The 24,121-nt window shown below is 67.3% G+C and carries 17 protein-coding genes; 6 read left to right on the forward strand and 11 right to left on the reverse strand.

Annotated features, from left to right (window positions below; translation table 11 throughout):
• Positions 1-197 precede the first annotated feature (197 nt).
• From ACESMN_RS09820 to ACESMN_RS09830, 3 genes are all read right to left on the reverse strand, one after another.
• Positions 198-1,625, reverse strand: a complete 1,428-nt coding sequence (locus ACESMN_RS09820; protein ID WP_373053419.1) for a Glu/Leu/Phe/Val family dehydrogenase — start codon at positions 1,623-1,625, stop codon at positions 198-200.
• A 239-nt stretch (positions 1,626-1,864) separates the two neighbouring features.
• The gene (locus tag ACESMN_RS09825; protein WP_373053420.1) at positions 1,865-3,115 is read right to left on the reverse strand and encodes an NAD(P)/FAD-dependent oxidoreductase; all 1,251 of its coding nucleotides are present in this window, start codon (positions 3,113-3,115) and stop codon (positions 1,865-1,867) included.
• A 124-nt stretch (positions 3,116-3,239) separates the two neighbouring features.
• A complete protein-coding gene (locus ACESMN_RS09830) occupies positions 3,240-3,464 on the reverse strand; it encodes a hypothetical protein (protein WP_373053421.1) in 225 nt (74 codons plus the stop codon).
• Positions 3,465-3,663: 199 nt separating this feature from the next.
• Between ACESMN_RS09830 and ACESMN_RS09835 the strand changes: the two genes are divergently transcribed.
• Positions 3,664-4,986, forward strand: coding sequence for an MBL fold metallo-hydrolase (locus ACESMN_RS09835; protein ID WP_373053422.1), 1,323 nt, complete (start codon positions 3,664-3,666; stop codon positions 4,984-4,986).
• Between the two features lie 11 nt (positions 4,987-4,997).
• On the forward strand, positions 4,998-5,945 hold the full coding sequence (locus ACESMN_RS09840) for an L-lactate dehydrogenase (protein WP_373053423.1): 948 nt from the start codon (positions 4,998-5,000) through the stop codon (positions 5,943-5,945).
• 165 nt (positions 5,946-6,110) lie between these two features.
• Here the strand turns inward: ACESMN_RS09840 and ACESMN_RS09845 are convergent, their stop codons facing one another.
• From ACESMN_RS09845 to ACESMN_RS09860, 4 genes are all read right to left on the reverse strand, one after another.
• Entirely contained in the window at positions 6,111-6,566 is a 456-nt protein-coding gene (locus ACESMN_RS09845; protein WP_373053424.1) for a DUF302 domain-containing protein, read from the reverse strand.
• A 552-nt stretch (positions 6,567-7,118) separates the two neighbouring features.
• Complete coding sequence (locus ACESMN_RS09850; protein ID WP_373053425.1) at positions 7,119-7,673, reverse strand: carboxymuconolactone decarboxylase family protein; 555 nt, start codon at positions 7,671-7,673, stop codon at positions 7,119-7,121.
• A gap of 119 nt (positions 7,674-7,792) precedes the next feature.
• The gene (locus ACESMN_RS09855) at positions 7,793-8,398 is read right to left on the reverse strand and encodes a TetR/AcrR family transcriptional regulator (RefSeq protein WP_373053426.1); all 606 of its coding nucleotides are present in this window, start codon (positions 8,396-8,398) and stop codon (positions 7,793-7,795) included.
• Between the two features lie 332 nt (positions 8,399-8,730).
• On the reverse strand, positions 8,731-9,843 hold the full coding sequence (locus tag ACESMN_RS09860) for an AbrB family transcriptional regulator (RefSeq protein ID WP_373053427.1): 1,113 nt from the start codon (positions 9,841-9,843) through the stop codon (positions 8,731-8,733).
• A gap of 417 nt (positions 9,844-10,260) precedes the next feature.
• Here ACESMN_RS09860 and ACESMN_RS09865 point away from each other — a divergent pair, with 417 nt between their 5' ends.
• From ACESMN_RS09865 to dusA, 4 genes are all read left to right on the forward strand, one after another.
• Positions 10,261-11,130, forward strand: a complete 870-nt coding sequence (locus ACESMN_RS09865) for a DUF3179 domain-containing protein (RefSeq protein ID WP_373053428.1) — start codon at positions 10,261-10,263, stop codon at positions 11,128-11,130.
• Positions 11,131-11,269: 139 nt separating this feature from the next.
• Positions 11,270-12,289, forward strand: coding sequence for a ribonuclease Z (locus ACESMN_RS09870; protein WP_373053429.1), 1,020 nt, complete (start codon positions 11,270-11,272; stop codon positions 12,287-12,289).
• A gap of 143 nt (positions 12,290-12,432) precedes the next feature.
• The gene (locus tag ACESMN_RS09875; protein ID WP_373053430.1) at positions 12,433-13,605 is read left to right on the forward strand and encodes an MFS transporter; all 1,173 of its coding nucleotides are present in this window, start codon (positions 12,433-12,435) and stop codon (positions 13,603-13,605) included.
• Positions 13,606-13,770: 165 nt separating this feature from the next.
• Positions 13,771-14,763, forward strand: a complete 993-nt coding sequence (gene dusA, locus ACESMN_RS09880) for a tRNA dihydrouridine(20/20a) synthase DusA (RefSeq protein WP_373053431.1) — start codon at positions 13,771-13,773, stop codon at positions 14,761-14,763.
• Positions 14,764-14,826: 63 nt separating this feature from the next.
• Here the strand turns inward: dusA and ACESMN_RS09885 are convergent, their stop codons facing one another.
• The 4 genes from ACESMN_RS09885 to purB all read right to left on the reverse strand — a co-directional run bounded on the left by ACESMN_RS09885 (position 14,827) and on the right by purB (position 24,030).
• Positions 14,827-16,293: a glutamate synthase subunit beta gene (locus ACESMN_RS09885; RefSeq protein WP_373053432.1), complete on the reverse strand. Its 1,467-nt coding sequence runs from the start codon at positions 16,291-16,293 to the stop codon at positions 14,827-14,829.
• Positions 16,286-20,959, reverse strand: coding sequence for a glutamate synthase large subunit (gene gltB, locus ACESMN_RS09890; protein ID WP_373053433.1), 4,674 nt, complete (start codon positions 20,957-20,959; stop codon positions 16,286-16,288). The genes ACESMN_RS09885 and gltB overlap by 8 nt, the downstream gene beginning before the upstream one ends.
• A 481-nt stretch (positions 20,960-21,440) precedes the next feature.
• Positions 21,441-22,598, reverse strand: a complete 1,158-nt coding sequence (locus ACESMN_RS09895) for a cupin domain-containing protein (protein WP_373053435.1) — start codon at positions 22,596-22,598, stop codon at positions 21,441-21,443.
• A 52-nt stretch (positions 22,599-22,650) separates the two neighbouring features.
• Positions 22,651-24,030, reverse strand: coding sequence for an adenylosuccinate lyase (gene purB / locus ACESMN_RS09900; RefSeq protein WP_373053434.1), 1,380 nt, complete (start codon positions 24,028-24,030; stop codon positions 22,651-22,653).
• Positions 24,031-24,121 lie beyond the last annotated feature (91 nt).

The following is a 24,121-nucleotide window of genomic DNA, read 5'->3' on the forward strand; positions in this document are numbered from 1 at the left end:
GCGGCCAGAGGCCGCTCCCACAATGGCTTGGGGGCTCGCGGTGGTCGTAGGAGCGGCTTCCAGCCGCGATGCGGCGTTGCGCTGAGTGCCCCGGGCCATATCGCGGCCAGAGGCCGCTCCCACGGGGGCGGGCGCGGTGGGAGGCCAGGTCCCTGGACGGCATGGCGAACCGAGCCGTCATGAGCACCACGGGTCCGTCAGTTCAGACCGAGATCCATACGCGCGCGGATCACCTTGCGCAGGGCGATCAGGTAGGCGGCGGTCCGGTAGTCCATCCGCGCCTCGTCGCTCTCCACCTCCCGGGTCTCGCGAATCTCCTGGAAGGCGAGGCGCATGGTGTCGTCGAGGGCAGAGCGCACGAGATCGATCTCCTCCGTGCCGCTGGTCAGCGATTCGCGCAGCCAGTCGGGAACGGTGCGGTTGGTCATCATCTCGATCGCCGTGATCACGTGCTGCCCGCGGGTGGCCTCGTGCCGCCGCTGGAGGCGGCCCATGCGCACGTGGGCGATGTTGCGCAGCCACTCGAAGTAGGAAACGACCACCCCGCCGGCATTGACGAAGATGTCCGGCAGAATGGTGATGCCCCGCGCCTGCAGGATCCGATCCGCCTCCCAGGTGCAGGGGCCGTTCGCGGCCTCCACGACCAGCCGCGCGCGAATGCGTTCGGCGTTCCCGGCATGGATCACGTTTTCCAGCGCCGCGGGAATCAGCACATCGCAGTCCGCCTCCAGGAGCCTCGCCCCGTCCCGCTGGAAGGAGACGGCGGGAAATCCTTCGATCCCGCCGGTGCGCAGCATGTAGGCGTGGACCTCCGCGACGTCCAGCCCGCCCTCGTCGTACAGGGCACCTTCACGCTCGATGATGCCGATGATTCGTGGCGCGTCCCTCTCCTGGAGAAGTCTCGCGAGGTGATAGCCCACGTTGCCGAGTCCCTGGATGATCACACGCTGGTCGCGCAGGCTGCCCTGCAGGCCGGTCTCCCGGACCGCGTCCGGTTCACTGAAGAAGGCGTCGAGCGCGTACTTCACGCCCCGGCCGGTCGCCTCGAGGCGACCGGGGATGCCGCCGAGTTCGACGGGTTTTCCGGTGACACAGGCGAGGTGGTTCAGATCCTCGGGATGCAGCTCCGTGTAGCTGTCGAGGATCCAGGTCATCTCGCGCTGCGAGGTTCCCAGGTCCGGAGCGGGCACATTCTCGGCGGGACTGATGTAACCACGGCGGATCAGTTCGCGCGAGAATCGGCGGGTGATCTTCTCCAGACCGGGGTCATCGTACTGACGGGGATCGATCCGCAGGCCGCCCTTGGAACCGCCAAAGGGCACATCGACCACCGCGCACTTGTAGGTCATCAGGGCCGCCAGGGCCTCGGCGTGGTCCTGATCCATGTCGAGCGAAAACCGCAGCCCACCCTTGACCGGCAGGCGGTGCGCGGAGTGCACGGCCCGCCAGCCGGTGAAGACCTCGATCCGGCCACCGAGGCGCACGGGGAAGCTGACCTGCACCACGGAGGCGCAGGCCTTCAGCGCCGCACCGACGCCCTCGGGCACGTCGATCAGGGACAGCGCGTGATCCACCATCTGCGCCACGTTGCGTTGAAGGCCGCTGGCAGCGTTCTCCACGGACATGCCCCTCCTCGTCGCAGGGCCCATTGCCGACCCGGTGGTTGGAGCTCAATACCACCAGCATAACGCGTGGAGCCGGCTTCGGGGTCGGACCAACGCAAGCCCTTGACATTATGAGTAAAACGGCCCTGGAGGTTACCCCGTTTTGGGCTTGAGGGGCCGTTTTCACCCTCAAGAACGGGCCTTCAAGCGCAGAGGGGCGCATCCAGGACTGGAGAGGCGGGTTTCACAGGGGCGGCCGGTCAGCACGGGGTCGCAGACGGTGGCCGGCCTTCCAGCACCGTGCGGCACAGACCCGGGATGGAGAAGAGATCACGAGGGTCACCGCGTTCCTGAATCATGTCTTCCAGCCTCTGCGCTGCGAAGGAACCCGGTCCTGCGCGCCGGGCGATCAGATTGCACATCGCGGGCCAGGCGAGCCAGGATTGGGCGCGGCGGTAAGCGTGGTAACGGGCTGCGTGCATCGCCCGGAAGTCCGCCTCGTATCGAGGGCCTGCGGCGTTCCAGTCATCGGCGTTGCCGCGGATGGTCGCGGCGATGGCCTGCGCGGCGCTCAGGCCGCTTTCCAGGGCCTTGCCGATCCCCTCTCCGCTGAAGGGGAAGGTGGTCCCGGCCGCCTCCCCCACGACCAGGAGGCCCGGCTGGTGAAGTTGCGCGCCGTCGAGATTGCAGCGCAGGGGCGCACCCCGGGGCGGTGCGAACGGCTGCCCGCAGGAAACGATCTCGCGGGCGGCAGGGAATGCGCGAATGAAGGTGTCCCATAGGTCCCGGAGATTGGGTACCGCGGACCGGTCGGGGCCGTCGGAGAAGATACCGACGCCGATGTTGAAGACATTGTCCGGCCCCGGAAAGCTCCAGCCGTAGCCGGGGCAGATGGCGGCATCGTAGGAAAGATACAGGTGCGGGTGGGCCCGGGCGACCCAGTCCGGAACCCGGTAGTAGGCGCGGAGTGCCAGGGCGCTGGGCGTGCGCCGGAGCAACAGGTGGAAGGCGCGAAGCGGTTCCACCGCCGCGCCCGTGGCCAGGACCGTGATCCGGGCTCGCACACGGCGGGTCGAACTCGAGCCCCCCACGGAGAAACGGGCCCCAGTGACATGGCCCTGGTTCAGGAGCGGGCCGCGCACGCGGTGTCGGGGCAGAAAGCGGGTACCCGCATCGCGTGCGGCGTCGAGAAGCGACTGATCCAGCTTCCGGCGAGGGAGACAGGCGAAGTCTCCCCTCACGCCGACCGCTGTACCGTTGGGCGCGTGGATATGGATGGACCGCGCCTGCAGCGCTGGCCCCAGCAACCGTTCTCCGAGCCCCAGGCGCCTCAGCGCGCGCAGGGCATCCGGCATCAGGGCATCTCCGCAGGCCTTTTCGCGCGGAAAGTCGTGACGGTCGGCCAGTGTCACCGCGATGCCGGCCTGGCGCAGCGCGATGGCGGTGGCGGAACCGGCCGGACCGGCACCGATGATCAGCACCTCGGTCTCAGCGCTTGGCGGGTGAGCCATGTCCTCATCCTGGGCTCCCGGCCCCGGTCTCACGCACGCCACGACCAGGTCCCGAGCCCGGCACGCGGCCCCGGACCGTTTCGAGTGCGGGCCGCCGGGGGTGCGTTCCTGAGGTCTTGCACGCTCAGATGCCGGCGAGGCGCCGGATCAGCCAGGCGCGCCAGCCACCCCGGCCGAGGACCTCGACGACGCGCCGGGCGTCCCCCTCGAACCCTGGTATCCCCGAGGGTGGGCCCTCGCCGGAGGATAGCGCCGGCGGCGGCGCAACCGACTCGCCCGCCGGGATTCGTGCAAAGACTTCGGCAATCCGTTTCTTCGCCGCCTCGTCGACCTCTTTCCTCTTCGTCATCCGGTCCCTCCACCCGCATACCCGGCACGAATCGCAGCAATCGCGGATCGGACCAAGGTAACCGACTGGATGCACGAAAAAAAGCACCCCAGGCGGGCGTGCTCCGGAGACACCGCGTGGCTTGCCGCTGTGGCATCGGATGCAGGGGCCGGGCTATCCTCGGCAGACTGTTTCGAGCGGCTGCAAGGGGGCGACAGAGATGTACAGAGCGGTGGCGGCAACGTTCCTGGTCATGGCGAGTGCGGTCGCATCTGCTGACGATCTCACCTCCGATGACCTGCTGGACCGGGCGGCGGCGACGGTTCCTGACATCGATACCGAGGAGCTGCAGGAGCTCATTGCCAGTGATCCGCGCCACGTGCTGATCGACGTGCGCACCCAGACCGAGGTGGCCCTCACGGGCGGCATGATCCGCTCGCACCGGACCCTGAACCTGCCACGCGGCTGGCTGGAGTTTCACATCGAGCGGGAACTGCTGGACCCGGACACGCCGATCGTCGTGTACTGCGGGCAGAACCTGCGCAGCCCACCGGCGGCGATGACGCTGCAGCAGATGGGCTTTACCAACGTGCACAACTACCCCGACGGGTTCTTTGAGTGGCGGGATGCCGGGCTGCCGGTCTGGGTCGCCGACAAGGCGCCGGAGTCCTTCCTCTACAGCATGCCGCAGGAGGTCACGGAGGGCGTGTGGTCGGCCATCGGGGCGACGCAGCCCCCTACCTACGCGAACTCCGGGCACAATAACAACCTGTCCTTTGTGATCACGGATGACGGCGTGCTGGTGGTGAACGCCGGTGACAATTACCTGCTCGCCAAGTCGCTGCACGACGAGATCCGCAAGATCACGGATCAGCCGGTGCGTTACGTGGTGCTGGAGAACGGGCAGGGGCACGCGATGCTCGGTATGACCTACTGGCAGGATCAGGGGGTGCCGGTGATCGCCCACGTCGATGCGGCCCGGGAGATCGAGGAAAACGGTCCGGCCCTGCTGGCGCGCCTGCAGCAGCGCAGCCGCGACAAGGCATTCCGGACCCGCCTGGGTACGCCGGACAGGGTCTTCACGGACCGCCTCGATCTCGAGATGGGTGACGAGACGATCGAGGTGCTCAATCTCGGCCCGGCGCACAGCCCGGGCGACATCGTCGTGTGGATGCCGGAGCGCAAGGTGGCGATCTCCGGCGACGTGGCCTTCCACGAGCGCATGCTGCCGGTCTTCGAGGACACTGACACCGCGGGGTGGATCAGGACCTGGGACCGGTTTGTTGACCTCGGCGCCGAGACCATTATCCCCGGGCACGGCGGACCGGTGGAAGGTTACGAGACCGTGACCCGCTACACGCGCGACTACCTGGTGTACATGCGCGAAGAGGTCGAGGAAATCCTGGATGCCGGGGGAGGACTGAACGACGCCTACCAGATCGACCAGTCCGCCTATGCGCACCTGGATACCTTCCATGAACTGGCGCGCCGCAATGCGGCGCTGATCTTCCAGGAGATGGAGTTCGAGGCGCTCGGATTCTGAGGAGAGGTTCGATGGCACGATTTTCTGTGGGCATCATCGGTACCGGCAACGTCGGGGTCGCAGCGGCGTATTCCATCTTCCAGCGGCAGGTCGCCAGCGCCATTGTGCTGGTCGACAAGAACCGGCAACGTGCCGAGGGCGAGGCGATGGACCTGATGCACGGCCAGCCGCTGGTCGGACGCGTGTCGGTCCGCGCCGGCGACTATGCCGAGCTGGCGGACTGCCAGGTGATCGTGATCACCGCCGGGGTGAACCAGAAGCCGGGCGAGTCGCGGCTCGACCTGCTGAACCGGAACGCCGCGGTCTTTCGGGAGATCGCGGTCGAGCTGGACCGCCACGCGCCCGACGCGATCCTGGTGATCGCGACCAATCCGGTCGACATCCTGACCTACGTGATGCAGAGGCTGAGCCAGCGCCCGACCCGGCGTGTGATCGGCACCGGCACCATGCTGGACACCTCGCGCTTCCGGGCGCTGCTGGGGGACGTCTACGAAGTGAACCCGCGTTCCGTGCATGCCTACATCCTCGGCGAGCACGGCGATTCCGAGGTGCCGATCTGGAGCAGCGCAATGATCGGCGGTCTGTCCATCATGCACCACGCGATCAACGGGCGGCGCTTCGACCCGGGGGTCATGAATCCGCTGTTCGAGCGCGTGCGCACCGCGGCCTTCGACATCATTTCGCGCAAGGGCTATACCAATGCCGCGATCGGTCTGGTGATCGCGTACCTGGTACGGGTGATCCTCGAGGACCAGCGGAGCGTGCTGCCCGTCTCGGTGAATCCCGAGGGCGATTACGGTCAGCGCGAGGTCTGCTTCAGCATCCCCTGCGTGATCGGTGCGCGCGGCGTCGAGTACCGGCTCGCACCCGAGGTCAACGAAGACGAACGCCACGGTCTCGAGGCCTCCGGACGGGTGCTGCGCGAGAGCCTGCAGGGCATGACGATCAGCGGCGACTGAGACGGCGGGTCGCCGAGCGGGCTCGCCTCCTACCGGGTCGCGGCGGGCCCGGGCAGTTTTCGGAGGCCCGTTCCATCGATGACGGTCTTTCCGGCGCTGGATCGCCGAGGGGGCCCGCCTCCCACGGGAGACGAGCGCCGCAACGGGGCCGTGGCCGGTGACACATCAATCCCCAAGCGCCGCAGCCACCATACCTTCGAGTGCCTTTTCCAGGTTGGCCGCGACCGGGCAGTCGGGAACGCCGTGGCGCTCTGCGAGGAAGCCGGGATCGTTGTAACCCAGCCAGACGCGATCGTCCGCATCCTGCCACACCAGTGCCTTGAGCGGGAGATCAATCCCGACGCTCTGTGCACACTGCATGAAGGGCGTGCCGCCGCGGGGGTTGCCGAAGATCAGCAGTTCCGTCGGACGCAGCGACTCGCCGATGCGCTCGGCTCCGGCCGCATGGTCGATCCGGGCAAAGACCGTCAGCTCCCGGTCCTCCACGACGGCCTGCAGCCGATCCATCGTCTCCCCGGGACCGAACGGGCTCTGCGTGGCGATCAACCCCTCTGCGGCATGGACCGCTTGCAGGGCGGGCAGGAAGAGCAGTATCACGATACTCGCAATCCGTCTGTTCATTGGTCTGTTCTCCATTCGTGCAGTGCGGCCAGCGGGCCGCGTTCGTCACTCCGGTGTCGTGGCCAGCCTGACCCGCGAAACGATGGGCGGCAATCCGTAAAAACACCTAGTGTCCCTAGTGGGCCATGCGGAAGGTTCGGTGACTATGGAGCACAGCCAGAAGGGCCGGAGCAAGGCGGGCAAGTGCAGGAATAGTGGGCCTATTTCAAACTTGCCCAACGCAGCGCCGGCGCTTCTGGCGAAGCGATCTGGTACCGAACTTTCCGCATGGCCCACTAGTCAGCTGCGAACCTCTGACTCAGGACACTGGAGAAAGGCTGATTGATGTTGTTGTCATTGCGAGCGCAGCGCGGCACTAATCCGCGTAGCGCATTGAACAGCCGAAGGCTGAACCGCAGGGCGAGCGCAGCGAATAATCCATTTGGCGCGAACGTACTCCATGCCGTATGGATCGCCACGTCGCTACGCTCCTCGCGATGACGGTTTATTCAGCGCTTCCCTGGTGCGCCATGGGCAATGCCGGCCAGAGGCCCTCCCAAGGAGGACGTGGGGTCAGGCCGGGGCCTTCCAGCTCCGGTGTGCGAAGGCTGAATCCAGTTCCGTGCCCGCGATGTGGTTGGTGTAGTTCGACAGGGTCTTCTGGCCGACCCCGACGATCACGTCGAGCAGGTTTTCCCGGGTGAAGCCGGCATCCAGGAAGGTCTGCACCTCCGCATCGTCGAGCCAGCCGCGCCGCTCCACGAGCTGATTCGTGAAGCGCCGCAGGGCCTCCAGGCGCGGGTCCGGGATCGGCCGGTCATCCCGGATCGCGTCCGTGGTCTCAACCGGGACTTCGGCCATGTCCGCGAGCACGCTGTGGGCCCCCATGCAATAGCCGCACTGGTTCGTGCGACTGGCCGCGAGCAGCACAACCTGTTGTTCGGTGGTGCTCAGGCTGGACCGGGCAAAGATCGCGGAAACCTGCAGGTAGGCCTCGAGCAGCGCCGGGGCCTCTGCCATCTTTGCGTACAGGTTCGGGACCATCCCGTATTGCCGCCCGGCGTCCTCGAGCATCGGCCGCGCGGCCTCCGGGGCGGTATCGGGTGTGTGGTAGGGGAATTCCTGCATGTCGCGTCTCCTTCGACTGGTGGTCGGTTGTCGGGACGGCGGCGATGGGTGGTCCGTTGCGTTGCCGCCCTTGAGAACACCTGAGTTGACCAGTCAGCCAACTCCGATGCGCAAAAAAATCAGTCCTCGCCCTGATGAATCCGGATCCCGGTGACGGCATGTCCCAGCTGCCGGATGAGCTCCGGGTCGTTCGCGGTCTTGGCCATCAACAGGACGCCCTCGATGTACGCGAGCATCGCGCGGGCTGTCGCGGCGATGTCGATGTTGTCGATTTCACCCGCGGCCACCGCCTCCTCGAGGACCGAGGCGAAGCGGGATTCGATATCGGCAAACACGGACTGCAGTCGTTGCCGGATCACCTCGTCGCTCGTCGCGAGCTCCAGCGCAAGATTGCCGAATGGGCAGCCGGGCAGGTGTCCGGGCGCCGGCGCGGCCTGCCGCTGGAAGTCGTACAGCCTCTCCACGAAACGGGCCAGCCGCTGCATCGGAGCGACATCCGGGGCCAGCGCGGGCGAGAGCACGCCGGCGTCGATGCCGATCCGCATCTCGTCGATCACCGCAAGGCTGAGTTCCTGCTTGCTGGGAAAGAAGTGGTAGAAGCTGCCCTTTCTGACCCCGGCACGCGTGCAGATCTCGGCCACGCCGACATCGTGGTAACTGCGCCCGTAGATCAGGTGCCGTGCGCCATCGACGATGCGCTGCCGGGTATCGGATTCACGAGTCATGCCACGAATGTAATTGACCGGTCGGTTTATTGCAATGCCCCCCCGGTTCGGAAGGGGACACGGGCGACGGACCAGGCGCGCCGATCAAGCGGGGGCGGGGCCGGTTTCGCGCTGGCGATGACTCCCCCGGCGTCCCTGCGCAAGGGCGGTCGGTGCATGGCCGCGCCTGGAGCTCCGTGCCCCGGTGCGCCACCCGGGGGAGGAGACACCGATGCACCGTCACGGTCAGTCGCACTGACCGGTATCGCCCTCCGGCACCCGCACTCCTGAAGATCTCCCTCTCACGTGCGCGGGCGCTAAAAGCCGCCGCTCCTGATGGACCTCCCTCCGCGTCAGCGATGCCCTGTCCCGCGGCGCCTGATCAACGTGAAGGCGATCGGGGCGATCAGCATGATCGCGGCAATACGCAACACGTGGAGGGTCGACACCATCGCGGTGTCGACGTCCAGGGACAGTGCAATGAGGCCCATCTCGACCAGCCCACCGGGAACCAGTGCCAGCAGCAGGGCCGTACGATCGAGGTCGAGGGCCTCCGCGAACAGCACCGCGGTCACCCAGGCCAGGGCCATCATGAGCACCGCCGACGCCGCGCCAACGAGGAGGTGGGGCCAGACCCGGCGCAGTGTCAGCCCGGCGAATCGCGCCCCCAGGGCCGTGCCAACCACCACCTGGGCGGCGGCAATCAGTTCGACCGGGGGCGACGCCGCGGTCCACCCGGCCATGTGCACTGCGGCGCTGAGAAGCATCGGGCCGACCAGGGCGGCGGCCGGTATCCGCAGCCGGCGCGCCAGCCAGTAGCCGCCCACCGCGCATGCCGCCATCAGGAGGCCGTCGAAGACAGGGGTCAGCAGGAGGCGCGCCGAGGCCGGCGGCAGGGTCGGTACGTCGATGCCTTCGAGGACCCGGAAGTAGAACGGGATCACCGCGACGATCACGAGGATCCGGGTTGCGTGCATCAGGGTGATCACGCGACTGTCCGCGCCGTGGGCCTCCCCCGCGATCACCATTTCCGTGATACCGCCCGGCGCCCCGGAGAAATATGCCGTGGCCGGGTCAACCCCCATTCCGAGCCGAAGGAAGACGACCACCAGCGCCATGGTGGCCACCAGAAAGCCGAGCATCACCACCACCGCCGTTGCCCAGGCCGCGATCTGGGTAGCAACCTCGGGCGTGAAGGCCGCGCCCAGCATCACGCCGAGCACCGCGACCATCAATGTGCGTAGCCGTGCAGGAATTGCAAGCCGCGCACCCGCGAGGCTCATCGCGGTGACCGTGATCAGTGCCCCCAGCATCCAGGCGAGCGGAGCGCCGGCGAACGCGAACAACGCGCCCCCGGCGATGCCGACGGTCAGCCCACCGACGGTTCGTTTCCACGTCGGCGCGAGGGCGGACTCCTCAGGCTCCGCGAGCGCGGGCAGGGGGCCGAAGAAACTGTAGCGGTCCATACGGTTTCCATTCCCTGAACGAAGCCGGTGCCGGACACCGTTGCGGGAGGCCGACCAGGGCCGGGCGAGCCTGAGCAAGCCCGAGAGGATAGCGAATGCGAAGCGGTTCCGGCGCGTCCCGGTGTCGGGCCCCGCCTCCGCGCCGGGGGTCGCCCGATCCGCTATCGTGCGTTCCGGAAATCATCCCGTCAGGGGGCTCTCCTGCACGATGCCGGTCCGTCGGGCCGACAGCAATCCTACGTAGCATCACGTACTGTCTGACAGCCGCCCGGGGGATAGTCTGCACTCGGAGGTGTCCCGATGAACAAGAACCTGAATCCCCGCCCGGTAAGGCCCCCGACACTGCTGGGCACGATTGCACTATTGGTCCCGGCCCTCGTTCTCTCGGGCGCATGGGGCTGCTCGAAGGCGCACACCATGAATGGATTTGATGTTTCGCGGGCCGACGTTCCAGCGTCCGAGATCCGGCGGGGAGGCCCGCCCCGGGATGGCATCCCGGCCCTTACCGATCCGGAGTTTCTGCCGCCCGATCAGGCCGGCTGGCTGGAGGACGACGACCGCGTGCTCGGGGTCCACCGTAACGGAATCGCGAAGGCGTATCCGCTTGGCATCATGAACTACCACGAGATCGTGAATGACGTCTTTGCCGGTGAGCCCATCGCCGTGACCTACTGCCCGCTGTGCTTCGCCGGCCTGGCCTTCGAGGCGGTGGAGCCGGATGGTACCCGGCTGATGCTCGGTGTATCGGGCCTGCTCTACAACTCCGATGTGCTGCTCTACGACCGCCGCACCGAGTCGCTCTGGTCGCAGATCGGGGCGACGGCGATCAGCGGGCCCCGGCGTGGCGAGACGCTGGAGAGCGTTCCCACTGCGAACACGACCTGGGGCGCATGGCGGGAGGAACACCCGGATAGCCTCGTGCTTTCGCGCGATACCGACTACGCCCGCAACTACGACCGCGATCCGTATGCCGAGTACGCCGAGGACGAGGCCCTGATGTTCCCGGTCCGTTTCCGGACGCACGGTCAACATCCGAAGACCCCGGTACTCGGCGCCGAGATCGATGGTGAGGCACGCGCCTATCCGTTTACCGCATTTCCCGCCACCGGCCGGCACCAGTTCGAGGACGAGCTGGGCGGCGAGCGGATCACCATCCTGATCGACTCGGATGCCCAGAGCGGCCGGGTGCTGGATGAACAGGGAGAGGAGATCGCCAGCCTGATCAGTTTCTGGTTTGCCTGGTTCGCCTTCCACCCGGAGACGGATCTCTACGAGCCGCGGCAGTGAGACCGCCATGTCCCCTGTTGCGCCGGCGTTCACGCCGGCGCATCGTAGGGGCGTGATTCGGACCGGCGGAGCGATGAGGGAGCCCGCAACCATGCATCCGGTGGCCGGGGAGTGCCTGGTCGAGAGGTGAGGAGTCGCGATGCGCCCACAGTTCCAGACGCATCTGGTGAACGGGACCACGGGCGACCCGGTGCTGTACATCGATTTCCAGTTCCGTCGCCGCGCGCTGCTGTTCGATCTCGGCGAGATCGGCACGCTGCCGGCGAGGCGGGTACTGCGGATCACCGATGCCTTCGTGTCGCACACGCACATGGATCACTTCATCGGTTTCGACAGCCTGCTGCGCCTGATGGTAGGCCGTTCGAAACACCTGCGCCTCTATGGCCCGCCCGGCTTCCTCGACCGGGTGATGCACCGGCTGCTCGGCTACACCTGGAACCTGGTGCAGAACTTCCAGGTCGAGCTGGTGATCCACGCGGCGGAGCTGCGCGCCGACGGTCTGCTGCACCGCGCGCGGTTCCGTTCCGCCCGGCAATTCGAGCGCGAGGGCCTGGAGCCGCTGGAAGCCCCCGGCGGAGTCCTGCGCAACGAGGATGAATTCCGGGTGCGGGCGGTGCCGCTGGATCACAACGGCATCGTCTCCCTGGGCTTTGCGCTGGAGGAAAAGGCGCACCTGAACGTCTGGAAGGACCGTCTGGACGCACTGGGCCTTCCCACGGGTCCGTGGCTCACCGAGCTGAAGCAGCGGGTGCGGCGGGGCGATCCGGACGCTGCCGCGTTGACGATCCGCTGGCGGGACGGTGACGGGGACCACCGGCGGGTGGAGACGCTGGGCCGGCTGCGTCGGGAGGTGCTGCGCGAGGTGCCGGGGCAGACGATCGCCTTCGTGGTGGATGCCGCCTTCGACGCGGCCAATCGACGGGCCATCATCGATCTCGCGCGATATGCCGATCAGTTCCATGTCGAGGCCCCCTTCCTGAACGAGGCGACCGCCCGTGCCGCCGCGACCGGACACCTGACTGCCGGACAGGCAGGCTGGCTTGCCCGCGAGGCGGGTGCGAGGCGCGTGATTCCCTTCCACTTCTCGGCCCGGCACAGCGGGCAGGAGTCGCTGATCGAGGAGCAGGTGCAGGCGGCCTTTGCCGGTACCGGATCCTGAGGGGCGAAGCTAGCTTTCATGGCGCTGCGCCGCCCCTGACGATGAAGGCCCCCTTGCCCGGTGACGGGAGAGGACTGGGGTGGGGTGAGGGCCTCGGTGAGGTCCCCTGATGGTAGGATGTGCCGTCCCCGCTCGAGCACTCCATGTTCCGGTCGAATCCCGAGATCTCCTACCGCGATGTCGGTCTGCTGGCCCTGGCCCAGGCGATGCTGATGACCGGCACCTCGCTGCTGGTCTCGACGTCGGCGCTGGTGGGTCGCGCATTGGCACCGGATCCGGGCTGGGCCACGATACCGCTGGGGCTGCAGTTCCTGGCCATGACGCTGTCCACCATTCCCGCGTCCCTGTTCATGGGAAGCTACGGCCGCCGCGCCGGCTTCCTGGTCGGAGTCAACCTCGGCCTTGCCGGCACTCTAATCGCCGGGTACGCGATCCTCACCGGCAGCTTCGTGCTCTTCTGCGTGGGCGCGGTGCTGCTGGGCAGCTTTAACGCGACCGGCCAGTTCTACCGGTTCGCGGCTGCGGAGGTCGCGTCGGAATCATTGAAGGCCCGCGCGATCGGACTGGTGCTGGCTGGCGGGATCGTTGCGGCCTTCCTGGGTCCCAACCTCGCGGCCTGGACGCGTCAACTCGCCGGGCCCGACTTCACCGCAAGCTACCTGATCCTGGCCGGCCTCTACGGGATCGGGCTGCTGGCGATTCTGCAGCTGCGTGTCCCGCGGCCACCGCGCATGGTACTGCGCGCGCAGGGACGCCCGCTGCGGGAGATCGTGACGGGACGGGTCTTCGCGATGGCCGTGCTCGCGGCAGCCGTCGGCTACGGCGTGATGAACCTGCTGATGGTGGCGACCCCGCTGGCGATGGAGGGGCACCGACACCGTTTCGAGGATGCGGCCTTCGTGATTCAGTGGCACGTAGTCGCGATGTTTCTGCCGTCGTTCTTTACCGGGGAGCTGATCCGTCGTTTCGGGGTGTACCGGATCCTCGCGGTCGGCGTGCTGCTGAATCTGGCAAGCGTCGGCGTGAACTTCCACGGGCATGACGTCATTCACTACTGGCTTGCCCTGGTGCTGCTCGGCGTGGGCTGGAACTTCCTGTTCATCGGCGGCACGACGCTGCTCACCGAGGCCCATCGCCCGGAGGAGAAGGCCAAGACCCAGGCCGTGAACGACTTCATCGTGTTCGGCACGGTAACCGTGACGGCGCTCGGGTCAGGGGCGCTGCTGGCCACCGTCGGCTGGGTCGCTATCAATGCGCTGGTGGTGCCATTCCTGCTGGCGGTTCTGATTGCACTGTGGTGGGTACGACGGTCCTAGGGCAGACCCCTTCTCCAGCCCTCGTGCCATGCCGGGGGAGGGCGAGGACCCGTCTCGAGGCCTGGGAGGAGAGCTGATCTGCAGGCATCCAGGGAGCGGCTGAGCCTGCGGGTCTTCGCCGGGTAGAATGGCAGCGACAGGATTAACCGGGACCGACCGATCGAGATGACAGAGACCTCCCCAGACCTGCTGCCGCACCGGTTCAGCGTGGCGCCGATGATGGACTGGACGGATCGCTGGTGCCGGCGTTTTCACCGGCTGCTGACGCGGCAGGCAATGCTGTATACCGAGATGGTGCACGCGAACGCGGTCCTTCACGGCGATCGGCGCCATCTGCTGGGTTTCGACAGCCAGGAGCACCCGGTCGCGCTGCAGTTGGGTGGTTCGGACCCGCGGGTGCTCGCCGAGGCCGCGCGGATCGGGGCCGGCTTCGGCTATGACGAGATCAACCTGAATGTCGGGTGTCCATCGCAGCGGGTGCAGTCCGGAGCCTTCGGCGCCTGCCTGATGGCGACTCCGGAGACCGTCGCGCAGTGCGTCGAGGCGATGGCCGACGCGGTATCGATACCGGTCACGGTGAAACACCGCATCGGGATCGACGAGCAGGACTCCGAGGCAGACCTCCACCGTTTCGTCTCCCGGGTGGCGGAGTCGGGCTGCAGCACCTTTATCGTGCACGCACGCAAGGCGTGGCTGAACGGCTTGAGCCCGGAGGCCAACCGCGAGGTTCCGCCACTGGACTACACGCGCGTGTACCGGCTGAAGGAGGAATTTCCGTCGCTACGCGTCTTGATCAACGGTGGTATCGAGGGCCCGGAGGCGGGCTTGCCCCATCTCCGGCGGGTCGACGGCGTGATGCTGGGACGCGCGGCCTATTACCGGCCATTCGAGCTCGGCCGCGTGGACCGGCTCTATTTCGGTGCGGAGGATGACCGGGGTCACCCGGATATCGTGGAGGATCTGGTGGCACTGGCCGAGGAGCTCTGCTCGCGCGACGTCCCGCTGTCGCGGCTGACCCGGCATGTGCTCGGCCTCTTCCACGGCGCGCCGGGGGCCCGCCACTGGCGGCGGGTGCTCACCGAGGGTGCGCGTCGACGGGATGCGGGGCCGGAGCTGATCGAGTGGGCCGTAGGCCCTTGTCTGCAGGCGGCCGGCTGACCTGGTGCCCCCCGACCTGCGGTCTCCGGCCCCGGATCGCCGAGGGCTCGCCTCCTGCCGGGTTCAGCGGGGGAGGTCGGAGTGCCCCATCAGGAACTCGTCGACCGAGTGCGCGCACTGCCGTCCTTCGCGGATCGCCCAGACCACCAGGGATTGCCCACGGCGCATGTCCCCGGCGGCGAAGAGTCCATCGACATTGGTGTGGTAGGCCCGCGGCCCCTCGGTTGTGCCCTTGACGTTGCCGCGCGGATCCAGTTCGAGCCTTTCCGCATCGCGCAGTTCCGCGATCATGCCCTCGTGTGCCGGATGCACGAAGCCCATGGCGAGCAGGACCAGGTCGGCCGGGATTTCCCCCTCGCTGCCCGGCACCTCCGACATCTGCCAGCGCCCCTGATCGTCTCGGTCCCAACGGACCAGCACGTACTTCAGCGCGCGGACATTGCCCTTGCCGTCGTCGACGAAGCCCTTGGTCGCGACGTTCCACATCCGCTCGCAACCCTCTTCCTGGGAACTCGAGGTGCGCATCCGGTTGGGCCACTCGGGCCAGGTAAGGCCCTTGTCCTCCTTCTCCGGCGGCTTGTCCAGGATCTCGATCTGGGTGACGGAGGCGGCGCCGTGGCGATTGGAGGTGCCAATGCAGTCGGACCCGGTATCCCCGCCGCCGATGACCACCACGTGCTTGCCATTCGCGTTGATGAATTCCTCGTCGGAGACAAACAGCCCCTGCACGCGCCGGCTGTTGCGCGTGAGGAAGTCCATTGCATAGTGGATCCCGTTCAGTTCACGCCCCGGGACAGGGAGATCGCGTGGCCATTCCGCGCCGCCGGCCAGGACCACCGCGTCGTACTCCTCGCGCAGCCTGGACATCGGGATGTCGATGCCGATGTGCGAGTTGGTGTGGAACTCCACCCCCTCGGTTCGCATCTGCGCCATGCGCCGGTCGATCAGCTCCTTCCCCAGCTTGAAATCCGGGATTCCGTAGCGCAGCAGGCCGCCGATCCGGTCGGCCTTCTCGAAGATGGCGACCTGGTGGCCCGCACGCGCGAGCTGCTGGGCGCAGGCGAGCCCGGCGGGGCCGGAGCCGATGATCGCCACGCTCTTGCCGGTCCGGCGCTGCGCGACCTGAGGCTTGATCCAGTTCTCGCGCCAGGCACGGTCGACGATGGCGCACTCGATGGTCTTGATGCTCACCGGGGCGTCATCGATGTTCAGCGTGCAGGCGGCTTCGCACGGGGCCGGGCAGATACGGCCGGTGAATTCGGGGAAGTTGTTCGTCGAGTGCAGGGTCTCGATCGCCTCGCGCCACTCGCCCCGATAGACCAGGTCGTTCCATTCCGGGATCAGGTTGTCCACCGGGCAGCCCTGGTGGCAGTAGGGAATGCCGCAGTCCATGCAGCGGGCGCCCTGTTCACTGACTTCCGATTCGGGCAGCGGAATCACGAACTCCCTGTAGTGTACGACCCGATCGGCGACCGGCTCGTAGCGCCGGTCACGGCGTTCGATCTCCATGAATCCGGTTGGCTTACCCATGTGCTGCGGTCTCCTTCGAAGGCTGAGCGGGCTTGGCGACCCGGTGCGGAACGGGTGGCCGGCTCTTCTTTGCCTGCATCTGCTCGAGCGCACGGCGGTAATCGAGCGGCATCACCTTGACGAAGCGCGAGAACTGGTTGTCCCAGTCCGCGAGGATGTTACGCGCGACGTCGGAGTTGGTGTAATGGAGGTGCCGCTCGATCAGCGTCCGCAGACGCTGCTTGTCGTTTCGCGTCATGTCCCGGGTCAGGTCGACCAGGCCCGGTGTCTCCATGTCGCCGCCCTGGTGATCCAGGGCCTCCAGGGCATCGTCCTCGTCCGCGATGGGCTGCAGTTCGACCATGGCCATGTTGCAGCGCCGTTCGAAGCTGCCGTCGCCGTCAAAGACATAGGCCACGCCTCCGGACATGCCGGCGGCGAAGTTGCGGCCGGTGGGGCCGAGGCAGACCATCACGCCGCCGGTCATGTACTCGCAGCCGTGATCGCCGACGCCCTCGACCACCGCGATGGCGCCGGAGTTGCGCACGCAGAACCGCTCGCCGGCGACTCCGCGGAAGAAACATTCACCGCTGATCGCCCCGTAGAGCACGGTGTTGCCGACGATGATGTTCTCCTCGGCGCGCGCGATTCCCGCGTCAGTCGGCGGATAGATGATCAGACGGCCGCCGGACAGGCCCTTGCCGACGTAATCGTTGGCATCGCCTTCGAGCTCCACGGTCACGCCCTTCGCGAGCCATGCCCCCCAGGACTGACCGCCGGTTCCTGTGGCCTTGATGTAGATGGTGTCGTCAGGCAACCCGGCATGGCCGTAGCGCTCGGCGACACGACCGGACAGCATCGTACCGACGGTGCGATGGTAGTTCTTGACCGGCGTCTCGATCCGGACCGGTTCGCCCCGTTCCAGCGCCGGGGCCGCCTGCCGGATCAGTTCCTGATCGAGGGCCTGGTCCAGATGGTGGTCCTGCTCCTCGCGCTGGTACAGCGCGACCTCAGGGGTCACCTTCGGCTTCTCGAGGATGCGCGAGAAGTCGAGACCGTGGGCCTTCCAGTGCGCGATGGCCTTGCGCATCTCCAGCCGATCGGACTGCCCGATCATCTCGTTCACGGTCCGGAAGCCGAGTTGCGCCATGTACCTGCGGACCTCTTCGGCGACGAAGAAGAAGTAATTGATCACGTGTTCAGGCTTGCCGGTGAAGCGCTTGCGCAGTTCCGGGTCCTGGGTCGCCACACCCACCGGGCAGGTATTCAGGTGGCACTTGCGCATCATGATGCAGCCCTCGACGATCAGCGGCGCGGTCGCGAAGCCGAACTCGTCCGCTCCGAGCAGCGCGCCAATCACCACGTCCCGGCCGGTGCGCATGCCGCCGTCGACCTGCACCGCGATGCGGCCGCGCAGACGGTTCAGCACCAGGGTCTGGTGGGTCTCGGCGAGGCCGATCTCCCACGGGCTCCCTGCGTGCTTGATCGATGTCAGCGGGCTCGCACCGGTGCCGCCATCGTAGCCGGCGATCGTCACGTGGTCGGCGTGGGCCTTGGAGACGCCGGCGGCAACGGTGCCAACGCCGATCTCGGAGACCAGCTTCACCGAGATCCGCGCGCGCGGGTTCACGTTCTTCAGATCGTGGATCAGCTGCGCGAGGTCCTCGATCGAGTAGATGTCGTGGTGCGGCGGCGGTGAGATCAGTCCCACGCCCGGCGTCGAGTGGCGCACACGCGCGATCTGGGCGTTGACCTTGTGGCCGGGCAGCTGTCCGCCCTCACCGGGCTTCGCACCCTGCGCGATCTTGATCTGGATGTCGTCGGCATTCACCAGGTACTCGGTGGTCACGCCGAAGCGGCCGGAGGCGACCTGCTTGATCGCGGAGCGCGCGGGATTGGGCGAACCGTCGGGCAGGGGAAGAAAGCGCTCAGCCTCCTCACCGCCCTCGCCGGTGTTGGACTTGCCCCCGATCGCGTTCATCGCCCTGGCCAGCGTGGAATGGGCCTCGTGGGAGATGGCCCCGAAGGACATCGCGCCGGTCGCGAAGCGCTTCACGATCTCCGACGCCGGCTCGACCTCGTCGATCGGGACCGGATTCGCCGCGAAGCGGAAGTCCATCAGGCCGCGGAAGGTCAGCAGACGCTCGTTCTGCTCGTCGATCAGGCGCGAATATTCTGCGTAGGTCTTTGCGTCATTGGCCCGGGTCGCATGCTGGAGCCTGGAGATCGTCTCGGGCGTCCACACGTGATCCTCGCCGCGCAGCCGGAAGGCGTAGTCACCGCCCACGTCCAGCTGGCGGCGGTAGACGTGCTCGTTGCCGAAGGCAAGCGCGTGCCAGCGCACCGCCTCCTTCGCCACCTCGGGCAGGCCAATGCCCTCGACCCGGCTCTGGGTACCGGTGAAGTATGCATCCAGAAAGGCATTGTTCAGGCCCACCGCATCGAAGATCTGCGCACCGCAATAGGACTCCAGCGTGGAGATGCCCATCTTGGACATCACCTTCAGCAGGCCCTTGCCCACCGCCTTGATATAGCGCTTCTGCGCCTCTTCGAAGGTCAGGCGCTCCGGGAAGCGCGGCAGCATCGACTGGATGGTGTCGAAGGCCAGGTAGGGATTGATGGCCTCGGCACCATAGCCGGACAGGGTGGCGTAGTGATGGACTTCCAGCGCGGCGCCGGTCTCGACCACGATCCCGGAACTGGTGCGCAGCCCGGTGCGGATCAAGTGGTGATGCACCGCCGAGGTGGCCAGCAGCATCGGGATCGGGATGGAGTCCTGATTGGTGTCGCGGTCCGACAGGATCAGGATGTTGAAGCCGTCCAGCACCGCCTTTTCCGCCTGTCCGCACAGTCGCGACAGCGCGTCCTCCATGCCTTCGGCACCCTCGGCGGCGGGGTAGACCGTGTGCAGCGTCCGCGTGCGGAAGGCGCCCCCGGAGTTGTACTCGATGTGGCGGATGCGCTCGAGGTCCTGGTTGGTCAGCACCGGCTGCGGGGTCTCCAGTCGCCAGTGCGTGCCGGCCTCGTTGATGCCCAGCAGGTTGGGACGCGGCCCGATGATGCAGACGAGCGACATCACCAGTTCCTCGCGGATCGGGTCGATCGCCGGGTTCGTCACCTGGGCGAAGTTCTGCTTGAAGTAGCTCGACAGGTGTTTCGGTCGGCTCGAGAGCACAGACGGGGGGTTGTCGGCTCCCATGGAGCCCACCGCCTCCTGCCCAGTGACCACCATCGGCGTCAGCAGGAACTTCAGGTCCTCCTGCGTGTAGCCGAAGGACTGCTGCAGGTCCAGCAGGGTTGCGTCGTCCGGGGCCATCGGGCCGACGCCGGTCGGCAGCTCCTCGAGCCGGATCTGGGTCTTCTTCAGCCATTCGGCGTACGGCTTGGCCCGAGAGAGCGTCGACTTGATCTCGGTATCATCGATGATCCGGCCCTCTTCGAGATCAATCAGCAGCATCTTGCCGGGCTGCAGCCGCCACTTCGTGACGATCCGTTCCTCGGGGATATCGAGCACGCCCATTTCCGAGGCCAGTATCACCATGTCGTCGTCGGTGACCAGGTACCGGGCGGGGCGCAGTCCATTGCGGTCCAGGGTCGCGCCAATCTGGCGGCCGTCGCTGAACGCGATCGCGGCCGGCCCGTCCCACGGCTCCATCAGCGCCATGTGGTACTCGTAGAAGGCGCGGCGGTCCTCGTCCATCAGCTGGTTGCCGGCCCAGGCCTCCGGAATCAGGATCATCATCGAGTGGGCGAGCGAGTAGCCCCCCATCAGCAGCAACTCCAGCGCGTTGTCGAAGCAGGCGGAATCCGACTGCCCCTCCGGAATCAGCGGCCAGATGGTCGCCAGGTCGTCTCCAAGCACCTCGGAACGCATGGTGTGGCGGCGGGCAGCCATCCAGTTGACGTTGCCGCGCAGCGTGTTGATCTCCCCGTTGTGGCAGATCATGCGGAAGGGCTGGGCGAGATCCCAGGTCGGGAAGGTGTTGGTGGAGAAGCGCTGGTGCACCAGGGCCAGCGCGCTGGCAAAGCGATCGTCGCGCAGATCGAGGTAGTAGTTACCGACCTGGTAGGCGAGCAGCATGCCCTTGTAGTTCAGGGTGCGCGAGGACATCGAGGTCACGTAATAGGCCGTCGTCTCGTAGCCCGCCGCGCGGATCTCGTTGTCCATGCGCTTGCGGATCACGAACAGCTTGCGCTCGAAGCTTTCCTGGTCCGGGCACTGCGGGCCGCAGCCGATGAAGACCTGCCGGACGATGGGCTCGCTCGGGCGAACCGTCTCCCCGAGGTCGCTGTTGTCGACCGGCACATCGCGCCAGCCCAGCACCTTCTGGCCCCCGGACTCGATGTGCCGGTTGACGATGGCCTCCATGTCCGCGCGCGGCTGCTCGTCGCGGGGCAGAAAGACCATGCCAACGCCGTACTCACCGGGCGGGGGCAGTTCGAAGTCCACCACCGCGCGCAGGAATTCATCGGGCATCTGCACCAGGATGCCGGCGCCGTCACCCGCCTTCGGATCGGCACCCACCGCGCCGCGATGGTGCAGGCGCTCCAGCAGTTCCAGGCCCTGGGCCACGATCCGGTGGCTCTTCTCGTTCTTGATATGGCAGACAAAGCCGACGCCGCAGGAATCGCGTTCGAGTGCAGGGTCGTACATCCCCTGCGCGGGGGGTAGGGCGCGAATGCTCATCATTGGACCTCGTTGGTGCCAGCTCGTTGGCGGATGCGGGCGCACGGAAAACGTGACCATGGGTACGGCTTCGGGAGACCGCCCGCTGCCCCGCAGATTGTCAGCCTAGTCATCACGCAGCAATCGTGCCATTTCCGCGATGCGCGTTGTGGCGATCGGGGACCTCGACGCCGGCGGGCGCGCATCGGGATGGTGCAATTCATGCGCCGCTCGTGCGAAAACCGTGCGCCGGAGAGAGGCCCGCGGATGGACAGTGCCCGGCGGGAAGCAACATGGGCGGCCGGCCCCTTAGCCGGGGAAAAATACCCTGCCGGCGGCGATCCGGTCAAGGATGTGCAGTGCCTCGATGAATACGTCGGCGCGCGCCCTGCATTGAGCCGGGGAGTGCGCTAGACGGAGTGAGCCCGCCACTCCCTTCCGCGGCGGAAGAAAGCCCCCGCGCTGCGCTGGACAGCGGGGGCAAGCGCCCGCCCTCCAGGGGTCACGCGTCGCGCTCGATCAGGCCGCGTCGCAGCAGGTCTCTGAGCACGGGTTCGAGTCCGGGCAGCGCAGCGGCCCAGTCTTCCGGAACCAGGGTTGCGGCGGCGCAGAAGGACTCCGCGGTGGCCGTGGACAGGCCGGGCGCCGCCAGGGATCGCCCGGCCATGAACAGGAGGATGCCGGCGTCGCTTCGAATCCAGTAGCGCCCGGGTTCGGGATCGAAGCGGTAGCGCGTCGCGGGATCGAGCTCCTCCGGTGACCCGTCTTCAGCGCCCGCCGAGCCCCGTTCCCCGGTATCCTCCTCGAGCGGGCGGCTGAGAAACTCGCCCAGGAACCGGTCCAGTGCCGCCGGCTGGAGCCGCAGGCGTTCGAGCAGGCCGGCGCGCAGCGCCGCGAGGTCCCCCGCCGCGAGTTCGTGCGGATGCACCGAGATGTCCCGTCCCGGGTCGCTGACGTGTTCCGGACCCACGGCCTCCAGGCGGTCCTCGAGAAACCCGCCCAAGACGTCGCGCCAGGCCGGCGCCCGGAAGCCGATCGACCAGGTCATGCACTCGTCGTCCAGGGCCATGCCGAGGTGCGGCATGCCGGGGGGCAAATAGAGCATGTCTCCCGGCTGCAGGGTCCACTCGGAAGTCGCCTCGAAGCGTCTGAGGATCGCCAGTGGCAGACCGGGCAGGCAGACCGGCGACCTCGGGGGAGGATCCTGGATCTGCCAGCACCGGCGTCCCCGGGCCTGGAACAGGAAGACGTCGTAGGCGTCGATGTGCGGTCCGACCGAGCCCTCGCGCGCGGCGCTGGAGATCATCAGGTCGTCGCGCCGCCAGTGCGGAATGAAGTCGAACCGGCGCAACCAGTCGGGGCCCTCGGGCCAGTAGTGCTCGACGCCCGAGACCAGCAGCGTCCAGGCGGTTTGCGGCAGTCGGCTGAACCGCTCCGGGTCGAAGGGGCCGTATTCGACGCTCCAGTCCCTGCGGTCGGGGTGTCCGAGCACCAGCCGGGAGTGAATGCCCGGCTCGCAGGCCAGACCGGCGAGGTCGGCGGTGTCGATCGGGTTCCGGAAACCGGGGACCGCACCGCGGATCAGCAGCGGGCGGCGCTGCCAGTAGTCGCGCAGGAACTCGCGCGGGTCCAGGCCGCCAAGGGGCGGGTGTGCCGGGATGGAACTGCCGGCGCCCGCGGGGGAGCGCGGCGGGGTGCCCGCCGTGGCCACGTCAGGTCCGGTCGGGAAGCTGATTCGCGAGCTCGACGGCCAGGCCGACGTATTCGGCCGGGGACAGTTCGCGGAGCCGGGTGCGGGCGTCTTCCGGAATCTCGAGTCGGTCGACGAATGCCCGCAGCCGCTCGGCGGATACGCGTTGGCCGCGGGTCAGCTCTTTCAGTTTCTCGTAGGGGGCCTCGATTCCGTGGCGGCGCATCACCGTCTGCATCGCTTCCGCGAGCACCTCCCAGTTCGCGTCCAGGTCCGCCTGCATGCGCTCGGGATCAGCATCGAGCTTGCCAAGCCCGCGAATGAAGGAGCGGTAGGCGATCAGGGACCAGGCGAAGCCGACGCCAATGTTCCGCAGCACCGTGGAATCCGTCAGGTCCCGCTGGAAACGCGAGATCGGCAGTTTTCCCGCGAGGTGATCCAGCACGGCATTGGCGAGGCCGAGGTTGCCCTCCGCGTTCTCGAAGTCGATCGGGTTCACCTTGTGCGGCATGGTGGAGGAGCCGACCTCGCCGGCGACCACGCGCTGACGGAAGTATCCGGCGGAGATATAGCCCCAGATGTCGCGGCTGATGTCGATCAGCACGGTGTTCGTCCGCATGAGCGCGTGGAACAGCTCGGCGAGGAAGTCATGCGGCTCGATCTGGGTCGTGTAGGGGTTGGGCTCGAGGCCCAGGGTGCCGATCATGCGCGCGGCCAGCGCTGGCCAGTCCACCTCGGGATAGGTGACCACGTGGGCGTTGTAGTTGCCCACCGCGCCGTTGATCTTGCCCAGGATCGGCGAGCGTTCCAGTTGCCCGATCTGCCGTTCGAGGCGTGCGACCACGTTCGCCAGTTCCTTGCCGAGGGTGGTCGGGGAGGCGGGCTGACCGTGGGTCCTGGACAGCATCGGCTGGCCGGCAAGGGCCCTCGCAAGGGTGTTGAGCCTTTGCATGAGTTCGTGCAACGCAGGGAGCATCACCGCGTCGCGGGCCTCGCGCACCATCAGCGCGTAGGCCAGGTTGTTGATGTCCTCCGAGGTGCAGGCGAAGTGCACGAACTCGATCTGCGCGGATAGCGCCGGGTGTCCCGCCATGCGCTCCTTGATGTAGTACTCGATCGCCTTCACGTCGTGGTTGGTGGTGGCCTCGATGGCCTTCACGCGCTCGGCGTCCACGGTGCCGAAGTCGCTCGCGACACGGTCGAGGAAGGCTGAGGCATCGGGAGTCAGCGCGGGAACCTCGGTGATGGCCGGTTCCTCGGCCAGCGCCTTCAGCCAGGCGACCTCGACCCGCACCCGCGCCTGCATCAGTGCCTGCTCGCTGAAGTGCGCGCGCAGCGGCTCGGTGTGGCGGGCATAGCGGCCGTCGACCGGGCTGACGGCAGTGAGCGGGGACAGGTTCATCAGCAGCTCCGGGGATCCCATACGGCGGGCGATTATAGCGCGGATCCCGGCTGGTTCAGCCCAGCCCCCCGTCGCCATCGCGGCCAGAGGC

Source organism: Thioalkalivibrio sp., assembly GCF_041690275.1.
GTDB lineage: Bacteria > Pseudomonadota > Gammaproteobacteria > Ectothiorhodospirales > Ectothiorhodospiraceae > Thioalkalivibrio.